Annotated in this window: 15 protein-coding genes; 6 read left to right on the plus strand and 9 right to left on the minus strand. The window is 63.5% G+C overall.

Annotation, left to right across the window (positions count from 1 at the left end):
* Positions 1-55: 55 nt before the first annotated feature.
* The 4 genes from AC07OV_RS22295 to AC07OV_RS22310 all read right to left on the minus strand — a co-directional run bounded on the left by AC07OV_RS22295 (position 56) and on the right by AC07OV_RS22310 (position 3547).
* Positions 56-2116, minus strand: coding sequence for a TonB-dependent copper receptor (locus tag AC07OV_RS22295; protein WP_495092996.1), 2061 nt, complete (start codon positions 2114-2116; stop codon positions 56-58).
* 93 nt (positions 2117-2209) lie between these two features.
* Positions 2210-2611, minus strand: coding sequence for a DUF2946 domain-containing protein (locus AC07OV_RS22300; RefSeq protein WP_176997066.1), 402 nt, complete (start codon positions 2609-2611; stop codon positions 2210-2212).
* A gap of 11 nt (positions 2612-2622) precedes the next feature.
* Positions 2623-3105, minus strand: coding sequence for a copper chaperone PCu(A)C (locus AC07OV_RS22305; RefSeq protein ID WP_495092997.1), 483 nt, complete (start codon positions 3103-3105; stop codon positions 2623-2625).
* Between the two features lie 46 nt (positions 3106-3151).
* Positions 3152-3547, minus strand: a complete 396-nt coding sequence (locus AC07OV_RS22310; protein WP_494998178.1) for a DUF2946 domain-containing protein — start codon at positions 3545-3547, stop codon at positions 3152-3154.
* A 708-nt stretch (positions 3548-4255) separates the two neighbouring features.
* Between AC07OV_RS22310 and AC07OV_RS22315 the strand changes: the two genes are divergently transcribed.
* Positions 4256-4477, plus strand: coding sequence for a DUF6124 family protein (locus AC07OV_RS22315; protein WP_494998182.1), 222 nt, complete (start codon positions 4256-4258; stop codon positions 4475-4477).
* 118 nt (positions 4478-4595) lie between these two features.
* On the opposite strand, the gene AC07OV_RS22320 is transcribed toward AC07OV_RS22315, so the two are convergent.
* Positions 4596-5315, minus strand: a complete 720-nt coding sequence (locus AC07OV_RS22320; protein ID WP_176997061.1) for a cobalt-precorrin-6A reductase — start codon at positions 5313-5315, stop codon at positions 4596-4598.
* Positions 5312-6517: a precorrin-6y C5,15-methyltransferase (decarboxylating) subunit CbiE gene (gene cbiE / locus AC07OV_RS22325; RefSeq protein ID WP_495092998.1), complete on the minus strand. Its 1206-nt coding sequence runs from the start codon at positions 6515-6517 to the stop codon at positions 5312-5314. The genes AC07OV_RS22320 and cbiE overlap by 4 nt, the downstream gene beginning before the upstream one ends.
* Before the next feature lie 38 nt (positions 6518-6555).
* Between cbiE and cobG the strand changes: the two genes are divergently transcribed.
* The 5 genes from cobG (at position 6556) to AC07OV_RS22350 (ending at position 11905) form a co-directional block, all read left to right on the plus strand.
* Positions 6556-7902 carry a precorrin-3B synthase gene (cobG, locus tag AC07OV_RS22330; protein ID WP_495092999.1) on the plus strand — a complete coding sequence of 449 codons (1347 nt, stop codon included), beginning with the start codon at positions 6556-6558 and terminating at the stop codon, positions 7900-7902.
* Positions 7895-8521 carry a precorrin-8X methylmutase gene (locus AC07OV_RS22335; protein WP_176997058.1) on the plus strand — a complete coding sequence of 209 codons (627 nt, stop codon included), beginning with the start codon at positions 7895-7897 and terminating at the stop codon, positions 8519-8521. Before cobG ends, AC07OV_RS22335 begins: the two co-directional genes overlap by 8 nt.
* Complete coding sequence (locus AC07OV_RS22340) at positions 8521-9252, plus strand: precorrin-2 C(20)-methyltransferase (RefSeq protein ID WP_176997057.1); 732 nt, start codon at positions 8521-8523, stop codon at positions 9250-9252. The genes AC07OV_RS22335 and AC07OV_RS22340 overlap by 1 nt, the downstream gene beginning before the upstream one ends.
* Positions 9252-10889 (plus strand): precorrin-3B C(17)-methyltransferase, encoded by a 1638-nt coding sequence (cobJ, locus tag AC07OV_RS22345; protein ID WP_495093000.1) that lies wholly within the window; start codon positions 9252-9254, stop codon positions 10887-10889. Before AC07OV_RS22340 ends, cobJ begins: the two co-directional genes overlap by 1 nt.
* A 236-nt stretch (positions 10890-11125) precedes the next feature.
* The gene (locus AC07OV_RS22350) at positions 11126-11905 is read left to right on the plus strand and encodes a hypothetical protein (RefSeq protein WP_494998173.1); all 780 of its coding nucleotides are present in this window, start codon (positions 11126-11128) and stop codon (positions 11903-11905) included.
* Here AC07OV_RS22350 and AC07OV_RS22355 read toward each other — a convergent pair.
* The 3 genes from AC07OV_RS22355 to purD all read right to left on the minus strand — a co-directional run bounded on the left by AC07OV_RS22355 (position 11902) and on the right by purD (position 16840).
* Positions 11902-12498, minus strand: a complete 597-nt coding sequence (locus tag AC07OV_RS22355) for a MarC family protein (protein ID WP_032890615.1) — start codon at positions 12496-12498, stop codon at positions 11902-11904. The genes AC07OV_RS22350 and AC07OV_RS22355 overlap by 4 nt on opposite strands.
* 162 nt (positions 12499-12660) lie before the next feature.
* Complete coding sequence (locus tag AC07OV_RS22360) at positions 12661-15432, minus strand: hybrid sensor histidine kinase/response regulator (RefSeq protein ID WP_494998172.1); 2772 nt, start codon at positions 15430-15432, stop codon at positions 12661-12663.
* A 115-nt stretch (positions 15433-15547) separates the two neighbouring features.
* A complete protein-coding gene (gene purD, locus AC07OV_RS22365) occupies positions 15548-16840 on the minus strand; it encodes a phosphoribosylamine--glycine ligase (protein ID WP_494998171.1) in 1293 nt (430 codons plus the stop codon).
* Between the last annotated feature and the right edge of the window lie 110 nt (positions 16841-16950).

Genomic DNA, 16950 nt, shown 5'->3' on the forward strand with positions numbered 1-16950 from the left:
GCGATGGCGTCCTCAAGATCGCCATCGCCAGCAAGCCGGCTCCTACAACGGTGCGTCAGAAACTCATGTCTACCTTGGTCCAGAGCGTGCGCCCTGGCTCCTTGATGGCTTGCGGGTCACTGGCCGGGTAGCCGAACCCGGCGTTGCCGGCCAGGTTCAAGTGCTCGGCATAGGCTTTGCCGAACAGGTTGTCGACGCCGGTGCTGACCTTGAAATGTTTATTGATGCGGTACGCCGCGTTCAGCGAGAACACGCCAAACCCCGCGCTCTTGTCGAAGTCCTTGCCGACCACGTTGCCCTTGTTCTGATCGATGCGGTTTTGCGCCGCGACCACCCGCCACAAGGCGCCGGCGCTCCAGTCGTCTTCGCTGTAGGTGAGACCCAGGCGCGCGTCCAGCGGTGGGATTTGCGGCAGGGCCTTGCCGTCACTGCTGTTCTTGCCCCAGGCGTAGGCGAGGGTGGCGTCGGCTTTCCAGTGGCGCGTCAGCTTGTACGCCGCGCCCAGTTCGCCGCCCATGATGCGTGCGTCGACGTTGCGCGCCTGGGAGGTGGTGCCCATCATCCCAGGCCGGTAGTCGAACAGGATGAAGTCCTGCACGCGGCCGATGTAGCCGGAAGCCCAGGCTTCAAGCGCATCGGCTTTGTATTGCGCGCCAAAGTCGAACTGGGTGGTTTTTTCCGGTTTCACGCCATCGAAGGCATTCACCGAACCGACCGCGCCCGTATTGGGCGAAAACAGCTCCCAGTAATCCGGGAAACGCTCCGAATGGCCCAGGCCCGCGTAGAGCGTGGTGGGGCTGTCGGCCAGGTCGTGCTCGTAGCGCACGAAGCCCGAGGGCAGGGTGTCGGCGCGGGTGTTGTCGGCCGTCGGGTTGGGGCGGGTGCCCATGCCGGAACCGGTGGTTTGCCGGAAGTCCTTGGCCGAGGCGCGGTCCAGGCGAGCGCCGGTGATCAGGCGTTCGCGGTCGGCGGCGTACCAGGTCAGTTCGCCGAACACGCCGTAGTTGTGGAAGTTGGCGTCCTTGACCCGGGGCAGGTCCTTGTAGGTGTCGATGCCCATACTGCTGCGCTGGCGGTGTTCGTTGGTCTGGGCATCCAGGCCGCCGATCAGTTGCACATCGGCCCAACGCCAGGTGGCCTTGATCCGCGCGCCGAGGGTGCGCCGGTCGACGTTGGACGCCATCGGCCCGGCCATCATCCCGGTGCCGGACGGGACGCGCAGGCTGTAGTTGTCCATCACGTGGTCGGCGTAGTTGTAGTAGACCTGGGCTTCGACTTTATCCAGCACCTCGCCGATGTTGGACTTCTCAAAGCGCAGCCCGAGGCTCTCGCGCAGAAACTGCGAGCCGTCCATGCCGCGCCCGGCGTAACGCGCTTCGCCATCGCCACGGCCGGCCGTGAGTTCAACCAAGGTGTCGGCGTCGGGGGTGAAGCCGACGGCGACGTCGCCGTTCCATTTGTCATAGCGCGAGGCCACGGTGTCGTTGTTGCCGTCCTTGTAGTCGTCGGCATGCGCCTGGTTGCCGATCACGCGCACATAACCCAACGGGCCGCCGGCCGCGGCATCGATGACCTTGTCGAAGCGCCCATTGGAGCCGGCCAGCACACTGGCGTTGAGGCGCGTGCCCAACTCGCCGAACTGCTCCGGCTCACGCTCGAACAGGATGGTGCCGGCTGACGCACCAGGGCCCCACAGCACGGTTTGCGGGCCTTTGATCACCGTTAGCTTGTCGTAGGTTTCCGGGGAAATATACGAGGTGGGCGCATCCATCCGGCCCGGGCAGGCGCCGAGCATCATGCTGCCGTTGGTGAGGATGTTCAGGCGCGAGCCGAACATGCCGCGCAGTACCGGGTCGCCATTGGTGCCGCCGTTACGCACCAGGGCAAAGCCGGGGATGGTCTTGAGGTAATCGCCACCATCGCTGGCCGGCACCGGTTGGCGCGGGTCCTTGGGGTTGGTGATCACGGTCAGCGGTGAGCTGGGGGCGATCGCGGTGATCACGGTGGGGCTCAGTTCGTGTTCGTCGGCATACACCTGTGGTGCCAAAAGGGCGCCGCACAGAACGGCGACCACGGGGGTGCTTCCCAAACGGGTGTCAGCAGAAAACCTGGACATGACAAATTCCATCAATCAATCGTAAACAACACGGCCAGCAGCCTGCGGCTGTCTGTCTAAAGTCGGCCGGGGTGAAGTAACGCTGTGAAGTGCTTACGCGTTGATGGGCGGTGCGCGACTGCGGGCGCCGGGGAAGATGCTCTGCCGGGCATGGCCCAGGCGGGTGGCGGGGGTGAGGGCGTTGGCGGACGGCGGGCTGCCCAACGTGAACATTGACGTGCCGCCGGGCAGCGCGGGGCAGCTGTAGAGCAGGTCGCAATAGCCGCACTTGGACCAGAGGGCGTGGTGTTCGTCAGGGGCTTTGGGGTGATGGGAACCGGCGTGGTCCATCGGCATGTCCATGGACATGCTCATCGACATACCGGCGTGATGGTCCATCGGCATCGCTTGGGAAATCAGCGGACCGATAAAGATCATCAGCATGGCAAACAGGCTGATCCAACCGCCGCGTCTTACACGGGCGTGTGGAGAGAACCTGGCGCGGGGGGCGCCCATCGAATGTCAGCCTATTGCGGGTGCTTGTGCGCGTGGCTGGCCATCGGCGGTACTTTTTGTACCGACACTTCCACCTCCACCTTGCCGGCTTTTTCGAAGGTCAGGGTCAGCGGGAATTGCTTGCCGTCGGCCAACAGGCTGCGGTCTTTGAGGCCCAGCAGCATCACGTGGTAAGCCATGGGCGCGAAGGTCAGGTCGCCCTTGGCCGGCACGGCGACGCTGGGCACTTGCTGCATTTTCATCAGGTCGCCCTGCATGACGTGTTCGTGCAGCTCGGCCTTGTCCGCTACCGGCGTCTCGACGCTGAGCAGGCGGTCCGGGGTTGCGCCGGTGTTGTGAATCACGAAATACGCCGCGACGGTGGGCGCGTTGGGCGGCAACTCCTGGGACCAGGGTTCGCTGACCACCAGGTCGCCGGCCTTATAGTCATCGGCATTGGCAGCACTGAACACCGGCAACAACATCGCAGCCAGAAGCAGGGAAGATTTGAGCATGGCAGTTCTCCAGAACGGTTCTAAACGCAGTTCACTTGCGAAGAAATCAGGCCGTTGGAGACGCGCGCGGGTTGAGGCTTGGCCATTGCTGGCGCGGGGTAGGGCTCTGCAACGACGGCGGCGACAGGCTTTGCACGGCGTCGAAGCGTGTCACATACAACTGCGGCACATGCCCGGGCAACGCCACCAACGGCGCCGAGCCCGAGCAACACCAGCAATGCTGCATGGTGGAGTGGTCATCCTGCTGCGGCGCCGGAATCTCCAGCTTGCCCAGGGCAATCGTCTTGAGGCTTGCACCATTGGAGGAGCAGAAACTGCCCCACAGCAATTGCTGCACCGGGTCCTGGGACTGCTGCATCGCCCCGGCCATCGGCATGGCAAAGGCGTTGAACAGCACTGCAAAGCAGGCGATCCACACAATTGCAAAGCGTTGACGGGCCATGGCGGACAATCCGTAGGGTTAAACGATCAGGCGGGTATTTAGCCTGATCGTAGGGGATAAGTAAAAAGGGGCGGTGTGGTTTGGTGTCGCAGCTGCTGGATTCAGGATAGACGGGAACTGAGAGGTTGCCGATCTCAAAGGCAACGCAGCGCTAAATGTGGGAGCGGGCTTGCTCGCGAAAGCGGAGTGTCAGCCAATACATGTCGTGGCTGACACACAGTCTTCGCGAGCAAGCCCGCTCCCACATTTAGGACTGCACTCGGCTCGAATTGATTGTTCCCACGCTCTGGGAATGCAGCCCTGGACGCTCCGGGTCTGCCTTTGAAGTCGTGACGCTGAGCGTCACAGGATGCGTTTCCATGCAGAGCGTGGGAACGATCGGTCAACAGAAATATCCGACAAGCCTTTAAGGTTGCCCCTAGGAAACTCAATCCCTAGTCTCCGTACACCGCTGCAAACTCAGCGGCCGGGCGTCGCGGCCCGGGTTCCTATGGACGCTAAGCGTCATCGTCTGCTTTCAGTTGACGCTTTTTTTGCGTCTACTGTGCGGCGCTATGGCGGCTGTGCGCGGGATACCTTCGGGTATGCCGGGTTTCCTTAGGACCGGTCCGCGAACCTGCGTACAGCTGCCACCCTCTATCGCGTCGCGGCGAATCAGTGGCAGCTCCACTTTCCTAAGGAGCTTCACAATGATCAAACCCACCCCCCATCCGGCTATTCACCGTAGCCGACGGCATCAGCACCGAAGACCTGCTGGTCAACCTCAGCGAAACCCTCGCCTCAGCCAATGCGCTGAGCTGCGATCTTGCGTTTAACCTGGAGGGCTCGAAACGAGAGGAGTTGCTCGGCGTTGCGCAGTTGATTGAATTGGCGCAGTTGCTGGCGGATCGTGTGCACACGGGGTTCGGACTGGCGACAACAGCGGCCTGACAACACAGGTCAAATGTGGGAGCGGGCTTGCCCGCGATTGCGGTGTATCAGTTATAGATGAGTTGGCTGACAGGACGCTATCGCGGGCAAGCCCGCTCCCACAGGGGATCAGTGGTGTTTAGAGCGTGGTGATTGCCTGCAGCGCCGCAGCCACGTTGGTGAACTCCCGATCCACCGGCGCCAACACCGGCCGCTTCAAGACGAGCACCGGTATTCCAAGCTCCCGCGCCACTTCCAGCTTCGGCTCCGTCGCGGTGCTGCCACTGTTCTTGCTGATCAGCACATCAATGCCGCGTCGCTCAAACAACGCACGCTCGTCCTCGATCAAAAACGGCCCGCGCGCGCCGATTACTTCACACCGGTCATTCCCCGGGTACACATCCAGTGCGCGCAGCGTCCAAAACTGTTCGACGGGGATTTCGTCGAGGTGCTGCAACGGCTCACGCCCCAGCGTGAACAGCGGGCGTTTGAAGGGTTTGAGCGCTTCAATCAATGCGGCCCAATCGCCAACCTCGCGCCAATCATCTCCCGCCTGCGGCTGCCACGCCGGGCGCCGCAATGCCCAGCAAGGCACGCCACCTAGCTGCGCAGCTTCGGCCGCATTGCGGCTAATCTGCGCCGCATACGGATGAGTTGCATCGAGAATCAGGCCAATTCCCTCATCCCGAACAAACCGCGCCAAACCTTCAGCGCCGCCATACCCGCCCACCCGCACCTGGCAGGTCAGGTCAGTCGGCACACGCCCGACGCCAGCCAGGCTGTAGATATGTTCCGGACCCAAAGTGCGCGCAATGGCCAAGGCCTCAGTCACGCCACCCAGCAACAGAATGCGCTTCATAGCGGCTTGACCACGTCCAGCAAGGTGATCGGCAACGCTTGGCGCCACGTATCAAACGCCCCCAACGGCTGCGCCTGGGCCACGTGGATGCGCGTCAGTTCGCCGCCATGCTTGTCCCGCCAGTTCATCAGGGCCATTTCACTTTGCAGGGTTACAGCGTTGGCAACCAACCGTCCGCCCGGCCGCAGCTGTTGCCAGCAGGTGTCGAGCACGCCGTCGCGGGTGACGCCGCCGCCGATGAAGATGGCATCCGGTGCTTCCAAACCGTGCAACGCGTCCGGCGCCTTGCCGCGAACCAGCTGTAGCCCGGGCACACCCAGCGCATCGCGGTTGTGTTCGATCAAACCTTGGCGACCTTCATCGGCTTCAATCGCCACTGCGCGGCAACTGGGGTGAGTGCGCATCCATTCAATGCCGATGGAGCCACTGCCCGCGCCCACATCCCACAGCAGTTCGCCGGGCATCGGCGCGAGGCGGGCGAGGGTCATGGCGCGTACGTCGCGCTTGGTCAGTTGGCCGTCGTGTTTGAACGCCGAGTCCGGCAACCCGGCCAGACGTGAGAGGCGCGGAGCCTGCGGATCAGCCACGCAGTCGATGGCAACCAGGTTCAAATCGGCGACTGAGGCGTGTTGCCATTCACTCGCCAGTCCATCGACACGCCGCTCCTCCGTGCCGCCCAAATGCTCAAACACACTCAATCGACTCGGCCCGAACCCAGTTTCCGCCAGCAGCGAGGCAATCAACGCCGGGCTGCGACCGTCATTGCTCAACACTAACAGCCGCACGCCACTGGCCAGATGCGCATTCAGCGCCGCCAACGGCCGCGCCACCACCGACAGCGTCACCACATCTTGCAACGGCCAACCCAGCCGCGCTGCTGCCAGCGATACCGACGACGGTGCCGGCAAAATCAGCAACTCATCCGCCGCCACCTGCCGCGCCAGGCTTGCGCCCACGCCATAGAACATCGGATCGCCACTGGCCAGCACGCACACCGGTTCCCCGCGCCGCGCCAGCACTGGCTCCAGGGAAAACGGGCTCGGCCACAGCTCACGCTCGCCACGAATACACACCGGCAACAGGTCCAACTGGCGCTGAGCACCTATAATCCGCGTGGCGCGCAACAGGGCATGCCGGGCATTCCTGCCCAGCCCCTTGAAGCCGTCTTCACCGATGCCTACAACCGTCAGCCAGGGCGACATATGAATTCCTTGAACGACATCCGACGGGCAGGCTTTTCATGCCGCCGGACAAAGCAGGCATAATACCGCGCCTTTACCCGTCAACCGGTAGCCCCGTGAACCAGACGCCCGCTATGAATACCTTGCGCCCCTCGGCTTGTCCGGGGTTGCTGCGTATTGTCCAGGCGTTGGACGGCGGCATTTGCCGGATCAAGTTGGCCGGTGGTTCCATCACCGCAGAGCAGGCCCACGCGGTGGCTGAAGCGGCCCAGGCCTATGCAGGCGGGGTGATCGAGGCCACTAATCGCGCCAACCTGCAGATCCGAGGAATCGGCGCCGAAGAAGGCGCCTTGATCAAACTGCTGCTGGCCGCAGGCCTTGGCCCCAACAACGCCGCCGGTGACGACGTGCGCAATGTGATGCTCAGCCCCAGCGCCGGCATCGACCCGCAGATGCTCTTTGACACGCGCCCGCTGGCCGAACAGATCCTGAATACCCTGCAGAACCACCCGCGTTTCCACGAGCTGTCGGCCAAGTTCGCCGTGCAACTGGATGGCGGCGAAGCCCTGGCGATGCTCGAACATCACCATGACCTGTGGCTGTCGGCGTTCGTGCGCGATGGCAAGACACTGCTCGCAGTCGGCCTGGCCGGTTGCCCGGGGCTGGATGCGCCGGTGGCCGCCGTGCCATTGGAGCAGGGCCATGCACTGGTGGTGGCTGTGCTGGAAGCGTTTCTCGACCTCGCCACGCCCGAGCAAACCCGCATGCGTCATCTGGCTGTGGATAAGTTATTGAGCCGCCTCACGCTGGCTTTGCTGCCAGTCGACGGCTTCAAACGCCCGCCCAGCAGCGCTTCGTTGTATCTGGGCACTTATCCACAAGCGCAAAAGAATCTGTTCTACGTTGCGGCCATTGCGCCCTTGGGTCGCCTGGATTCGACGATGCTCAACGGCGCCGCACAACTGGCCAGCGAATACGGTGACGGCACCCTGCGCTTCACCCCTTGGCAGGGCGTGCTGCTGCCCAATGTCGAAAAAACGCAGGCCGTGACCGAGCGCCTGGCGCAACTGGGTTTCCTCTGGTCAGTCGAACAACCCCTGGCGCACATGACCGCCTGCACCGGCTCCAGCGGCTGCGGCAAAGCCCTGGCCGACACCAAGGCCGACGCCCTGCAACTCGCCGCCCTGGACACCGGGCACGACGTGCACCTGTCTGGCTGCGTGCGTTCCTGCGCCGCCGCACACACCGCGCCGGTGACCCTGCTGGCCGTGAGCCCCGGTCACTACGACCTCTATTTTCGCGATGCCGCCTACCCAGGCTTTGGCCGGCTGCACGCGCGCACCCTTTCTATTGAAGCGACGGGCGCCTTGCTGCGCGCCCGCCCACGGAGCAACACCGATGATTGATTACATCCGCGACGGTCAGGAGATCTATCGCAACTCCTTCGCCATTATTCGCGCGGAAGCCAAGTTGGACCGCATCCCGGCCGATTTGGAAAAGCTCGCGGTGCGGGTGATTCATGCCTGCGGCATGGTCGAGGCCATCGACGGCCTGCAGTTCTCCGAAGGTGCGGGCAAGGCCGGGCGCGATGCGCTGGCGGCCGGCGCGCCGATCCTGTGCGATGCGCGGATGGTCTCCGAAGGCGTGACCCGCGCGCGCCTGCCCGCCAACAACGAGGTGATCTGCACCCTGCGCGACGACAGCGTGCCGGAGCTGGCACGTGAGCTGGGCAACACCCGCTCCGCTGCCGCCCTGGAACTGTGGCGCCCGCACTTGGAAGGCAGCGTGGTGGTGATCGGCAACGCGCCGACCGCGTTGTTCTACCTGCTGGAAATGCTCGATGCCGGCGCACCCAAACCGGCGTTGATCCTCGGTTTTCCGGTCGGGTTTGTCGGTGCCGCTGAATCCAAGGCGATGCTGGCGGCCGACAGCCGAGGCGTGCCGTTCGTGATCATGCAGGGCCGCCTGGGCGGCAGCGCCATGGCCGCCGCAGCGGTGAATGCCCTGGCCACGGAGGTCGAATAATGCAGGTACGCGGACGTTTGATCGGCCTGGGTGTGGGCCCCGGCGACCCGGAACTGATCACCCTCAAGGCCCTGCGCCTGCTGCGCGAGTCGCCGGTGGTGGCGTACTTCGTGGCTAAGGGCAAGAAGGGCAACGCCTTCGGCATCATCGAGGATCACCTGGTGCCACAGCAGACCCTGATGCCGCTGGTGTACCCGGTGACCACCGAAGTGCTGCCCGCGCCGATGTCCTATGAGCAAGTGATCAGCGATTTCTACGACGCCGCCAGCGTCGACGTGGCAGCGCACCTGGATGCCGGCCGCGACGTGGCGGTGATCTGCGAAGGTGACCCGTTCTTCTACGGCTCCTACATGTACCTGCACGACCGCCTCGCCGAGCGCTATGACGCGCAGGTCATTCCGGGCGTGTGCTCGATGCTCGGCGGCGCTTCGGTGCTGGGGGCGCCGCTGGTGTACCGCAACCAGAGCCTGTCGGTGCTCTCGGGCGTGCTGCCCCATGACGACCTCAAGCGCCGTCTGGCAGACGCCGACGCGGCGGTGATCATGAAGCTGGGCCGCAACTTCCCCAAGGTGCGCCAGGTGCTGGAAGAACTCGGCCTGGCCGGGCGTGCGTTGTATGTGGAGCGCGCCACCATGGCCAACCAGAAGATCGTGCCGCTGGATCAGGTCGACCCATCGTCGTCGCCTTACTTCTCGCTGATCATCGTACCCGGTGAACGGTGGCAAGGTTGATGCGCCCGGCGATTGTCATTCTGGGCCAGGGTAGCCTGGCCACTGCGCGCAAGATCCAGCAGGTTTATCCCGGCGCGCTGATCCATGGGCTGGCGGGCCGTGTCGAAGGCGCAGACCAGCTCTACAGCGAATTCGGCGCGACCCTGCGTCAGCTCTATCAGCAAGGCACGCCGCTGATTGCGCTGTGCGCAGCCGGCATCGTGATCCGCACCCTGGCGCCGCTGTTGCTGGAAAAAGGCGAAGAGCCTGCCGTGCTGGCCGTCGCCGAAGACGGCAGCGCCGTGGTGCCGTTGCTCGGTGGTTTGGGCGGTGTGAACGTCATGGCTCGGGAGATCGCCGCGGCGTTGAACGTGGCCGCAGCGATCACCACCAGTGGCGAGCTGCGTTTCGGCACCTGCCTGCTCAACCCGCCGAGTGGTTATGAACTGGCCGACCTGGAACTGGGCAAGCGGTTTGTCTCCGACCTGCTGGCCGGTGAAAGCGTGCGCATCGAAGGCGCTGCGCCGTGGTTGGACGACGCCAACTTGCCACAGGACCAACAGGCACGCCTGGCGATCCACGTGGGCAGTGCTGAGCGCACGCCTGCGGCCAATGAGTTGTTGATCTATCCAAAGACCGTGAGCGTGACCTGCAAGCCAGGCGCGCAATTGGCCGAGCGGGTGCGGGCGGCTTTGCATGACGCGGGTATCGCCGTGCAATCCCTGGCGTGCCTGTTGGCCAGTGACACGCAGATGGCTGAAGCGTCGCTGCATGAAGCGGCGTCGGTGCTGGGTGTGCCGCTGCGGTTTACCCGCGTGAGCCAAGTGGCCGATATCGTCATCGAGGTGGCCGAGCAGCCGCTGGACCTGGCTAACGTCGGCCGTATGCGTGGCCGCCTGGCGGTGATCGGCCTGGGCCCGGGTGCCGCCGAGCTGATGGTTCCGGCGGTCAAGGCTGAACTGGCGCGCTGCACCGATGTGCTGGGCTACGAAACCTATGTGCGCATGGCCGGGCCGTTCCGCGACGATCAAGTGCAGCACTGCACCGATAACCGCGAAGAAATGCAGCGGGCTCGCCACGCGTTCGAGCTGGCGGCCCAGGGCCGTTCGGTGGTGGTGGTGTCGTCCGGCGATCCGGGTGTGTTCGCCATGGCTGCGGCGGTGATTGAGGCGCTGCACGAGTCCAGCGACCCGGCCTGGCATCAGGTCGATCTGGAGATTTTGCCGGGGGTTTCGGCCTCACTGGCCACGGCCGCCCAGGCGGGTGCGCCGTTGGGGCATGACTTCTGCGTGATGTCGCTGTCGGACAACCTCAAGCCGTGGGCGATCATCGAGAAGCGCCTGGACCTGGCGTCCCAGGCTGATCTGGCGCTGGCGTTCTACAACCCGATCTCCCGTTCGCGTCCGTGGCAATTGGGCCGCGCCCTGGAAATCGTCGCGCTGCACCGCACGCCCGAAACGCCGGTGGTGCTGGGCCGTGATATCGGCCGTCCGGGCCAGACCCTGCGCGTCACCACGTTGGGGCAACTGACCCCGGAGCAGGTGGACATGCGCACCATGGTGTTGATTGGCTCCTCCACCACCTGCGTGTTCCCGCGTGCCGGTGGCGGTGAGTGGGTGTACACCCCGCGTTGGTACGGCGAAAAACCGGCGTCCTGAAACGCTCCGGCCACTGCCAGAAAGCTCCGAATGCTTCAGGGATTTTCCTGTTGTCATTCGGGGCTTTTTCTTTTTTTGCGCGATGACGCCCGGAAGGCGTGGGCGAACGCCACGGGATTGCTGGGCGATGCTGTTTCAGGTGCATGGGCAAGGGATGTTTGTTGCGTAGAAAGCCCAACCGCCACTGGACTAGTGTGAACACAAGCCCCATGTGGGGCGCTTGTGGAGAATGGAAAATGGAGCGACATCACAAAAGGACCTTCAGTGCGAAGCGGCGTAAATTGATTGCCGCCTACAAACTGCCCGGCGCACCGGGAGCCAGTGCTCCCATGGCGCTGGATACCGAAGACGATAGCAATGCAGCCGTGGTGAACAACGGAGTGATCTCGTTTATCGAGGGCATGTCCGCCCTTAACCGCGAGTACATCCGCAAGAGCTACTTGCTTGCCAGCAGCTATGTGAGCGATGTGTTGAAGGTGCATCGCGGTACGGAAAGTTGGTACGACGAATTTATCAAGGTGATGGTCAGCCTGGGCTGGCTGCCGGTGCGCAGCAGCTTCGAGCGGGTCTCGAGTTCGGGCAAGGGCCTGACGGTGCAACTGGCGGCACTGAACATGATTGCGGCGATGCTGGCCTCGACCTCACTGGCCGGGACGGTGCTGGCGGCGCTGCCCAAGCTGGCGGCGGATGCATTGGAATCACTCAAGCAGCAGCCAGCGTCGTTCGAGTTGTTCAAACGCAACAGCACGGTGCAACAGGGCGGTGATTTCGGCCTGGCCTCATGCGCCGAAGCCGCCGGGGAGGTGACGATGGTGCTGGTCACCTACAGCGCCCATGGTGTGAGCAAACAGGTAGGGTTGCCGTTTCTGGAGTGGGACAGTTCCTCGTTCGAGGCCTTCAGCGGGCAGACCTGCCTGGTGCTGAATACCTCGGTGGTCAACGAAAAAACCATCCGGCTGATGCGCGAAAGTGCGGGCGACAAAGTGCAGTTGGCAATCGCCAAATACCGGATCTAGGGCACCAGGTAGCCGCGCACCCCGGTAAAGATGATTTGCGCGGCCAGGGCGCAGACGAACAGCCCCATCAGGCGGCTGACGATCTGCAAGCCCTGGTCGCCGAGAATGCGTTCGATGCGGTTGGACAGGTACAGCACCACGCCCACGGTGAAGCTGGCGAGGGCGATGCTGAGAATGGCGGTGATCTTGTCATCCCAATGTGGCTGGCTCACGCCCATCACCAGCAACGCACCGATGGTGCCGGGGCCGACGGTGAGGGGGATGGTCAGGGGCACGATGGTCACGTCTTGCTGCACGTTGTCGGTCTGCACCGCCGACTTGCCCTGGGCCATGCCCAGGGCGGAGATGAACAGCACGCTGCCGGCGCCGATGCGGAAGGCATCCACGGTGATGCCGAACACGCTGAAAATGACTCGGCCGAACAGGTAGAGCAACACGCTCGACACCAGGGTGGCCAACGCGACCTTCCAGGCCAGGCGCCGCCGCTCCTTGCTGGAGTAACCACGGGTCAGGCTGATGAAGCAGGACAGCACAAAGAACGGGCTGTAGAGCACCAGCATTTTCAGGTAGACGCTGAATAACACGTGGAGCATGGAGATGGCTCGCGATGAGAGAAGTCTGCGGAGTCTATCAGGCGAAACGCCGTAAATGTGGGAGCTGGCTTGCCTGCGATAGCGGTGTGCCAGGCAACGAATAGGTGGCTGATGCAGCGCCATCGCCGGCAAGCCAGCTCCTACGGGGGATCGTATTTCAGGTCAGGAAGGCGCGTGCTCGGGGCGTTGCTGGCGCTGTGCGACCCAGAACTCCACCAGCTCGCGCAACTGCGACAGTTCCACCGGCTTGGCCATGTGCCCGTCCATCCCGGCCTGGCGTGCGCGTTCTTTGTGTTCCGAGAGGATGTGCGCCGTCAGGGCCACTACCGGTGTGCGGATACGCTGGTGGCTGACTTCCCAGGCGCGCAACTGCTGGGTGGCCGAGAAGCCATCGAGGATTGGCATTTCACAGTCCATCAACACCAGGTCATACCGCTGGGCCTTCATCGCCTCCAACGCTTCTTCGCCGTTGCTGGCGGTGTCCGGGTTGAGGTTGAGCTTGCCGAGCATGCCACGGATCACCTTGGTGGAAATGCTGTTGTCTTCGGCCACCAGGATACGGAAGTCGCTGGGTACGGTGACGGCCGCTGGCGGACTGATCGCAGGGCGCACCGGGACGCCGCCCTTGCTGCGTTGGGTCAGTTCGTCGGCCAGGGTGGTCTTGAGGGTATAGCCGGCCACTGGCTTGGCGAGGATGCGCTTGATCCCGCAGTTGCGCGCGATGATCTTGCTTGGCGCATTGCTGATGCCGGTGAGCATGATCAACAGGATGTCGTGGTTCAGGCTCGGGTCTTCCTTGATCTTTGCCGCAAGCTGCATGCCGGTCATGCCTGGCATGTTCTGGTCCAGCAACACCACGTCGAAGTAATCGCGCAGGTGCGCCTTGGTGCGCAGCAGTGCCAGGGCTTCCTTGCCTGAAGGCACGGCGCTGACGTTAAGGCCCCAGGCGGAGCATTGCTGCACCAGCACCTTGCGGCACGTGTCGTTGTCGTCCACCACCAGCACACGTGCATCCTTGAGCGGGCCGTCGAGGTCGGAGGTCGGGTGCTCCAGGCGTTCCGGGTCCAGTGGCAGGGTCAGCCACAGTGTGCTGCCCTGATGGCTGCCACTCTTGATGCCGAACTCGCCGTTCATCAACAGGATCAACTGACGGGCGATCACCAGGCCCAGGTGGCCGCTCAGACGTGTAGCCGAGAGGAAGTTCTTGCTGTGCAGTTCACTGTGCAGCAACGCCTCGCGCTCGGCGGTTTCCATCGGCAGGCCGCTGTCTTGTACGGCGATGCGCAGGCGTGGCTTGGTGCTGCGTTCATCGAGGGCGACGACGATCAGCACTTCACCTTCATCGGTTTTCTGCAGGGCGTTTTCCAGCAGGCTCAAGAGTGCCTGGCGCAGGCGGGTGGGGTCGCCGCTGATGACGCGGGGCACCTGGGGCTGGATAAAGCTGATCAGCTCGACGTTCTGCTGTTCGGCCTTGGCGCGGAAGATGCTCAGGCAGTCTTCGATCAGTGCGTTGAGGTCGAACTGAACATCGTCCAGTTCGATCTGCCCGGACTCCAGCTTGGAGATGTCGAGGATCTCGTTGATCAGGGTCAGCAGTTCATTGCCCGCGCTGTGGATGGTCTGCACGTAATCGCGTTGTTTCACCGACAGCGGCGTGCCCAGCAGCAATTCGGTCATGCCCAGCACGCCGTTCATGGGGGTGCGGATCTCGTGGCTGATCTTCGCCAGGAACTCGGCCTTGGCGGCGATCTCGGCATTGCTCGCGGCCAGGTCACGGCTGAGGCTGAAGCGTGCCTCGACAATCGCGCGCTGGCGCTCGCCCAGGGCCAGGCTCATCAGCAGGCCACTGAGGCAGATGAAGCTGAGCAGGGTCACGATCAAGCCTTGCGGCGCCACCAGCGTGAGGCCGAGCAGCGCGGGCAGGATGATCAGCGTGCCGATGTTGAACACCACCATCGCCGCCACGAACAGCCGCGCCGGGCGGTAGCCTTTCTGCCAGTGGTAGGCCGAGACAAACAGCATGCTCAAGCCGGCCAGGGCCACCAGCGCATAGGTGATGATGTTCAGCGGCAGGGTATTGACGAACAACAGCAGCAGGCCGCACAGCACGATGAACAGGATGTCGGCCATCAACAGCTTGTTCAGCGGGTGCGGGCCCAGGGGCATGAAGAAACGATAGGCGAACATCAGTCCGCACGGCGCGGTGAGCAGCAAGGCCAGGTAGGCGCCCGGGGTTTGCACCGCATGCCAGTTCGGCAGCCATGGGCCCACCAGGTTGAGCAGCAACGCCAGGCTGAGCATCAACAGCACTTCGCAGGCCGCCAGCCACAGGCTGCTGCGCGAGCGGTGATAGGCGAAGCGTGTGAGGTTGTGCAGGATCAACATCAACAGGACGCCGAAGAGCAGCCCGTATATCAGGGTTTGGTTCTGGTCAGCCGCGGCCAGTACGGCGGGCTCCAGGGTGATGTAGGGGCGCAGTTCGTGTTCCGAGACCAGGCGCAGGTAGACCTCAAGAGGTCTTTGGCTCTGGGGCATCGGCAACATGAAGTCGCTGCTGGGCAGCGGGCGTTCCGCCTGTGGCTGGCGGGTGCCGGTGCTTTGTTGTTCCACCAGGGTGTCGCCGTCGAGCACGTAGAGGCTCAGGTGGGACAGGTCCGGGGCGAATACCCGCAGCACTTGTTCGTGCTTGCCGGGTTGCAGTTTGAATCGTACCCACAACGCACCGTCCGGTTCCGCAGCGGTAATGCGGTCCAGTTCGATGGGGCTGAATTGGTTGGTGTAGCGGGCGGAACGGATGTCGCTCAGTTGCAGGTCGGCCTGTTCATCAAGCAATACCGCCCACCCACTGCCTTGTGCGGCGGCCTGGGCCGGGAACAAGCAGAGCAGTGTCAGCAGACTGACTGTGAAACCTATGGCGATCCTGAGCCAGCGCACGGCGAAATCCCTTCGTAGGTTGATGCACGGGTTAACTATGCGCGGGGCGACATGTGTACGGCAAGGGCCAGGGGCCCTTGCCTAACCGAACGGATAGCTACTCAAGTGTAGCTGTTCAGCTGTTCTCGCCACGTTCACGGGCAATGGCGCGGTAGCCAATGTCCTTGCGGTAGAAGCAGCCTTTCCAATCGATGGCTGCGGCCAGTTTGTACGCCTGTTGCTGCGCGGCGTCGACACTGGCACCCATCGAGGTGGCGCACAACACGCGGCCACCTGCGGTCACCACCTTGCCATCCTTGAGCGCGGTGCCCGCATGGAACACCTTGCCTTCCAGCGTAGCAGCCGCGTCCAGGCCTTCAATCACATCGCCCTTGGCGTAGTCGGCCGGGTATCCACCGGCGGCCAGCACAATGCCGACGCTCGGACGTGGGTCCCACTGCGCTTCGACCTTGTCCAGCGCCTGGGCGAGGGCGGCTTCCACCAACAGCACCAGGCTCGATTGCAGGCGCAGCATCACCGGTTGGGTTTCCGGGTCGCCGAAGCGGCAGTTGAACTCGATGACTTTCGGGTTGCCGGCTTTGTCGATCATCAGGCCGGCGTACAGGAAACCGGTGTACACATTGCCTTCGTCGGCCATGCCGCGCACGGTCGGCCAGATCACCAGGTCCATGACGCGCTTGTGCACATCGCTGGTCACGACCGGGGCAGGGGAGTAAGCGCCCATGCCGCCCGTGTTAGGGCCAGTGTCGCCATCGCCGACGCGTTTGTGGTCCTGGCTGGTGGCCATCGGCAGCACGTTCTTGCCGTCGACCATCACGATGAAGCTGGCTTCTTCGCCGTCGAGGAATTCCTCGATCACCACGCGCGAACCCGCGTCGCCAAAAGCGTTGCCGGCGAGCATGTCGCGTACGGCGTCTTCGGCTTCCTGCAGGGTCATGGCGACGATCACGCCTTTACCGGCCGCCAGGCCGTCGGCCTTGATCACGATCGGCGCACCTTTTTCACGCAGGTAGGCCAGGGCCGGCTCGATCTCGGTGAAGTTCTGGTAGTCGGCAGTCGGGATTTTGTGGCGCGCCAGGAAGTCCTTGGTGAACGCCTTGGAGCCTTCCAGCTGGGCGGCGCCAGCGGTTGGGCCGAAGCAGTCCAGGCCACGGCTGCGGAACAGGTCCACGACGCCGGCAACCAACGGGACTTCCGGACCAACGATGGTCAGGGAGACGTTTTTCTCGGCAAAGTCAGCCAGTTGCTCAAGGGCCAGGACGTCGATGGCGACGTTTTCGCACTTGGCTTCAATGGCGGTGCCGGCGTTGCCCGGGGCAACAAAGACTTTCTGGACGCGTGGGTCCTGGGCAACTTTCCAGGCCAGGGCGTGTTCACGGCCACCGCTGCCAATGATCAAAACATTCATTTCAAAAACCTCGGATGACGCTGAATTCTGGGGAACACCACACACTGTAGGAGCCGGCTTGCCGGCGATGACGGCCTCTGAATCACCACAGGTTTCAAAGGCCCCATCGC

The organism is Pseudomonas sp. GW821-FHT09A09 (assembly GCF_059418405.1).

Bases quoted from the DNA above. Each gene is read 5' to 3' on its own strand.
- AC07OV_RS22295 (WP_495092996.1), bottom strand. From the start codon at position 2,116: ATGTCCAGGTTTTCTGCTGACACCCGTTTGGGAAGCACCCCCGTGGTC.
- AC07OV_RS22300 (WP_176997066.1), bottom strand. From the start codon at position 2,611: ATGGGCGCCCCCCGCGCCAGGTTCTCTCCACACGCCCGTGTAAGACGC.
- AC07OV_RS22305 (WP_495092997.1), bottom strand. From the start codon at position 3,105: ATGCTCAAATCTTCCCTGCTTCTGGCTGCGATGTTGTTGCCGGTGTTC.
- AC07OV_RS22310 (WP_494998178.1), bottom strand. From the start codon at position 3,547: ATGGCCCGTCAACGCTTTGCAATTGTGTGGATCGCCTGCTTTGCAGTG.
- AC07OV_RS22320 (WP_176997061.1), bottom strand. From the start codon at position 5,315: ATGAAGCGCATTCTGTTGCTGGGTGGCGTGACTGAGGCCTTGGCCATT.
- cbiE (WP_495092998.1), bottom strand. From the start codon at position 6,517: ATGTCGCCCTGGCTGACGGTTGTAGGCATCGGTGAAGACGGCTTCAAG.
- cobG (WP_495092999.1), top strand. From the start codon at position 6,556: ATGCCGCCGGACAAAGCAGGCATAATACCGCGCCTTTACCCGTCAACC.
- AC07OV_RS22335 (WP_176997058.1), top strand. From the start codon at position 7,895: ATGATTGATTACATCCGCGACGGTCAGGAGATCTATCGCAACTCCTTC.
- AC07OV_RS22340 (WP_176997057.1), top strand. From the start codon at position 8,521: ATGCAGGTACGCGGACGTTTGATCGGCCTGGGTGTGGGCCCCGGCGAC.
- cobJ (WP_495093000.1), top strand. From the start codon at position 9,252: ATGCGCCCGGCGATTGTCATTCTGGGCCAGGGTAGCCTGGCCACTGCG.
- AC07OV_RS22350 (WP_494998173.1), top strand. From the start codon at position 11,126: ATGGAGCGACATCACAAAAGGACCTTCAGTGCGAAGCGGCGTAAATTG.
- AC07OV_RS22355 (WP_032890615.1), bottom strand. From the start codon at position 12,498: ATGCTCCACGTGTTATTCAGCGTCTACCTGAAAATGCTGGTGCTCTAC.
- purD (WP_494998171.1), bottom strand. From the start codon at position 16,840: ATGAATGTTTTGATCATTGGCAGCGGTGGCCGTGAACACGCCCTGGCC.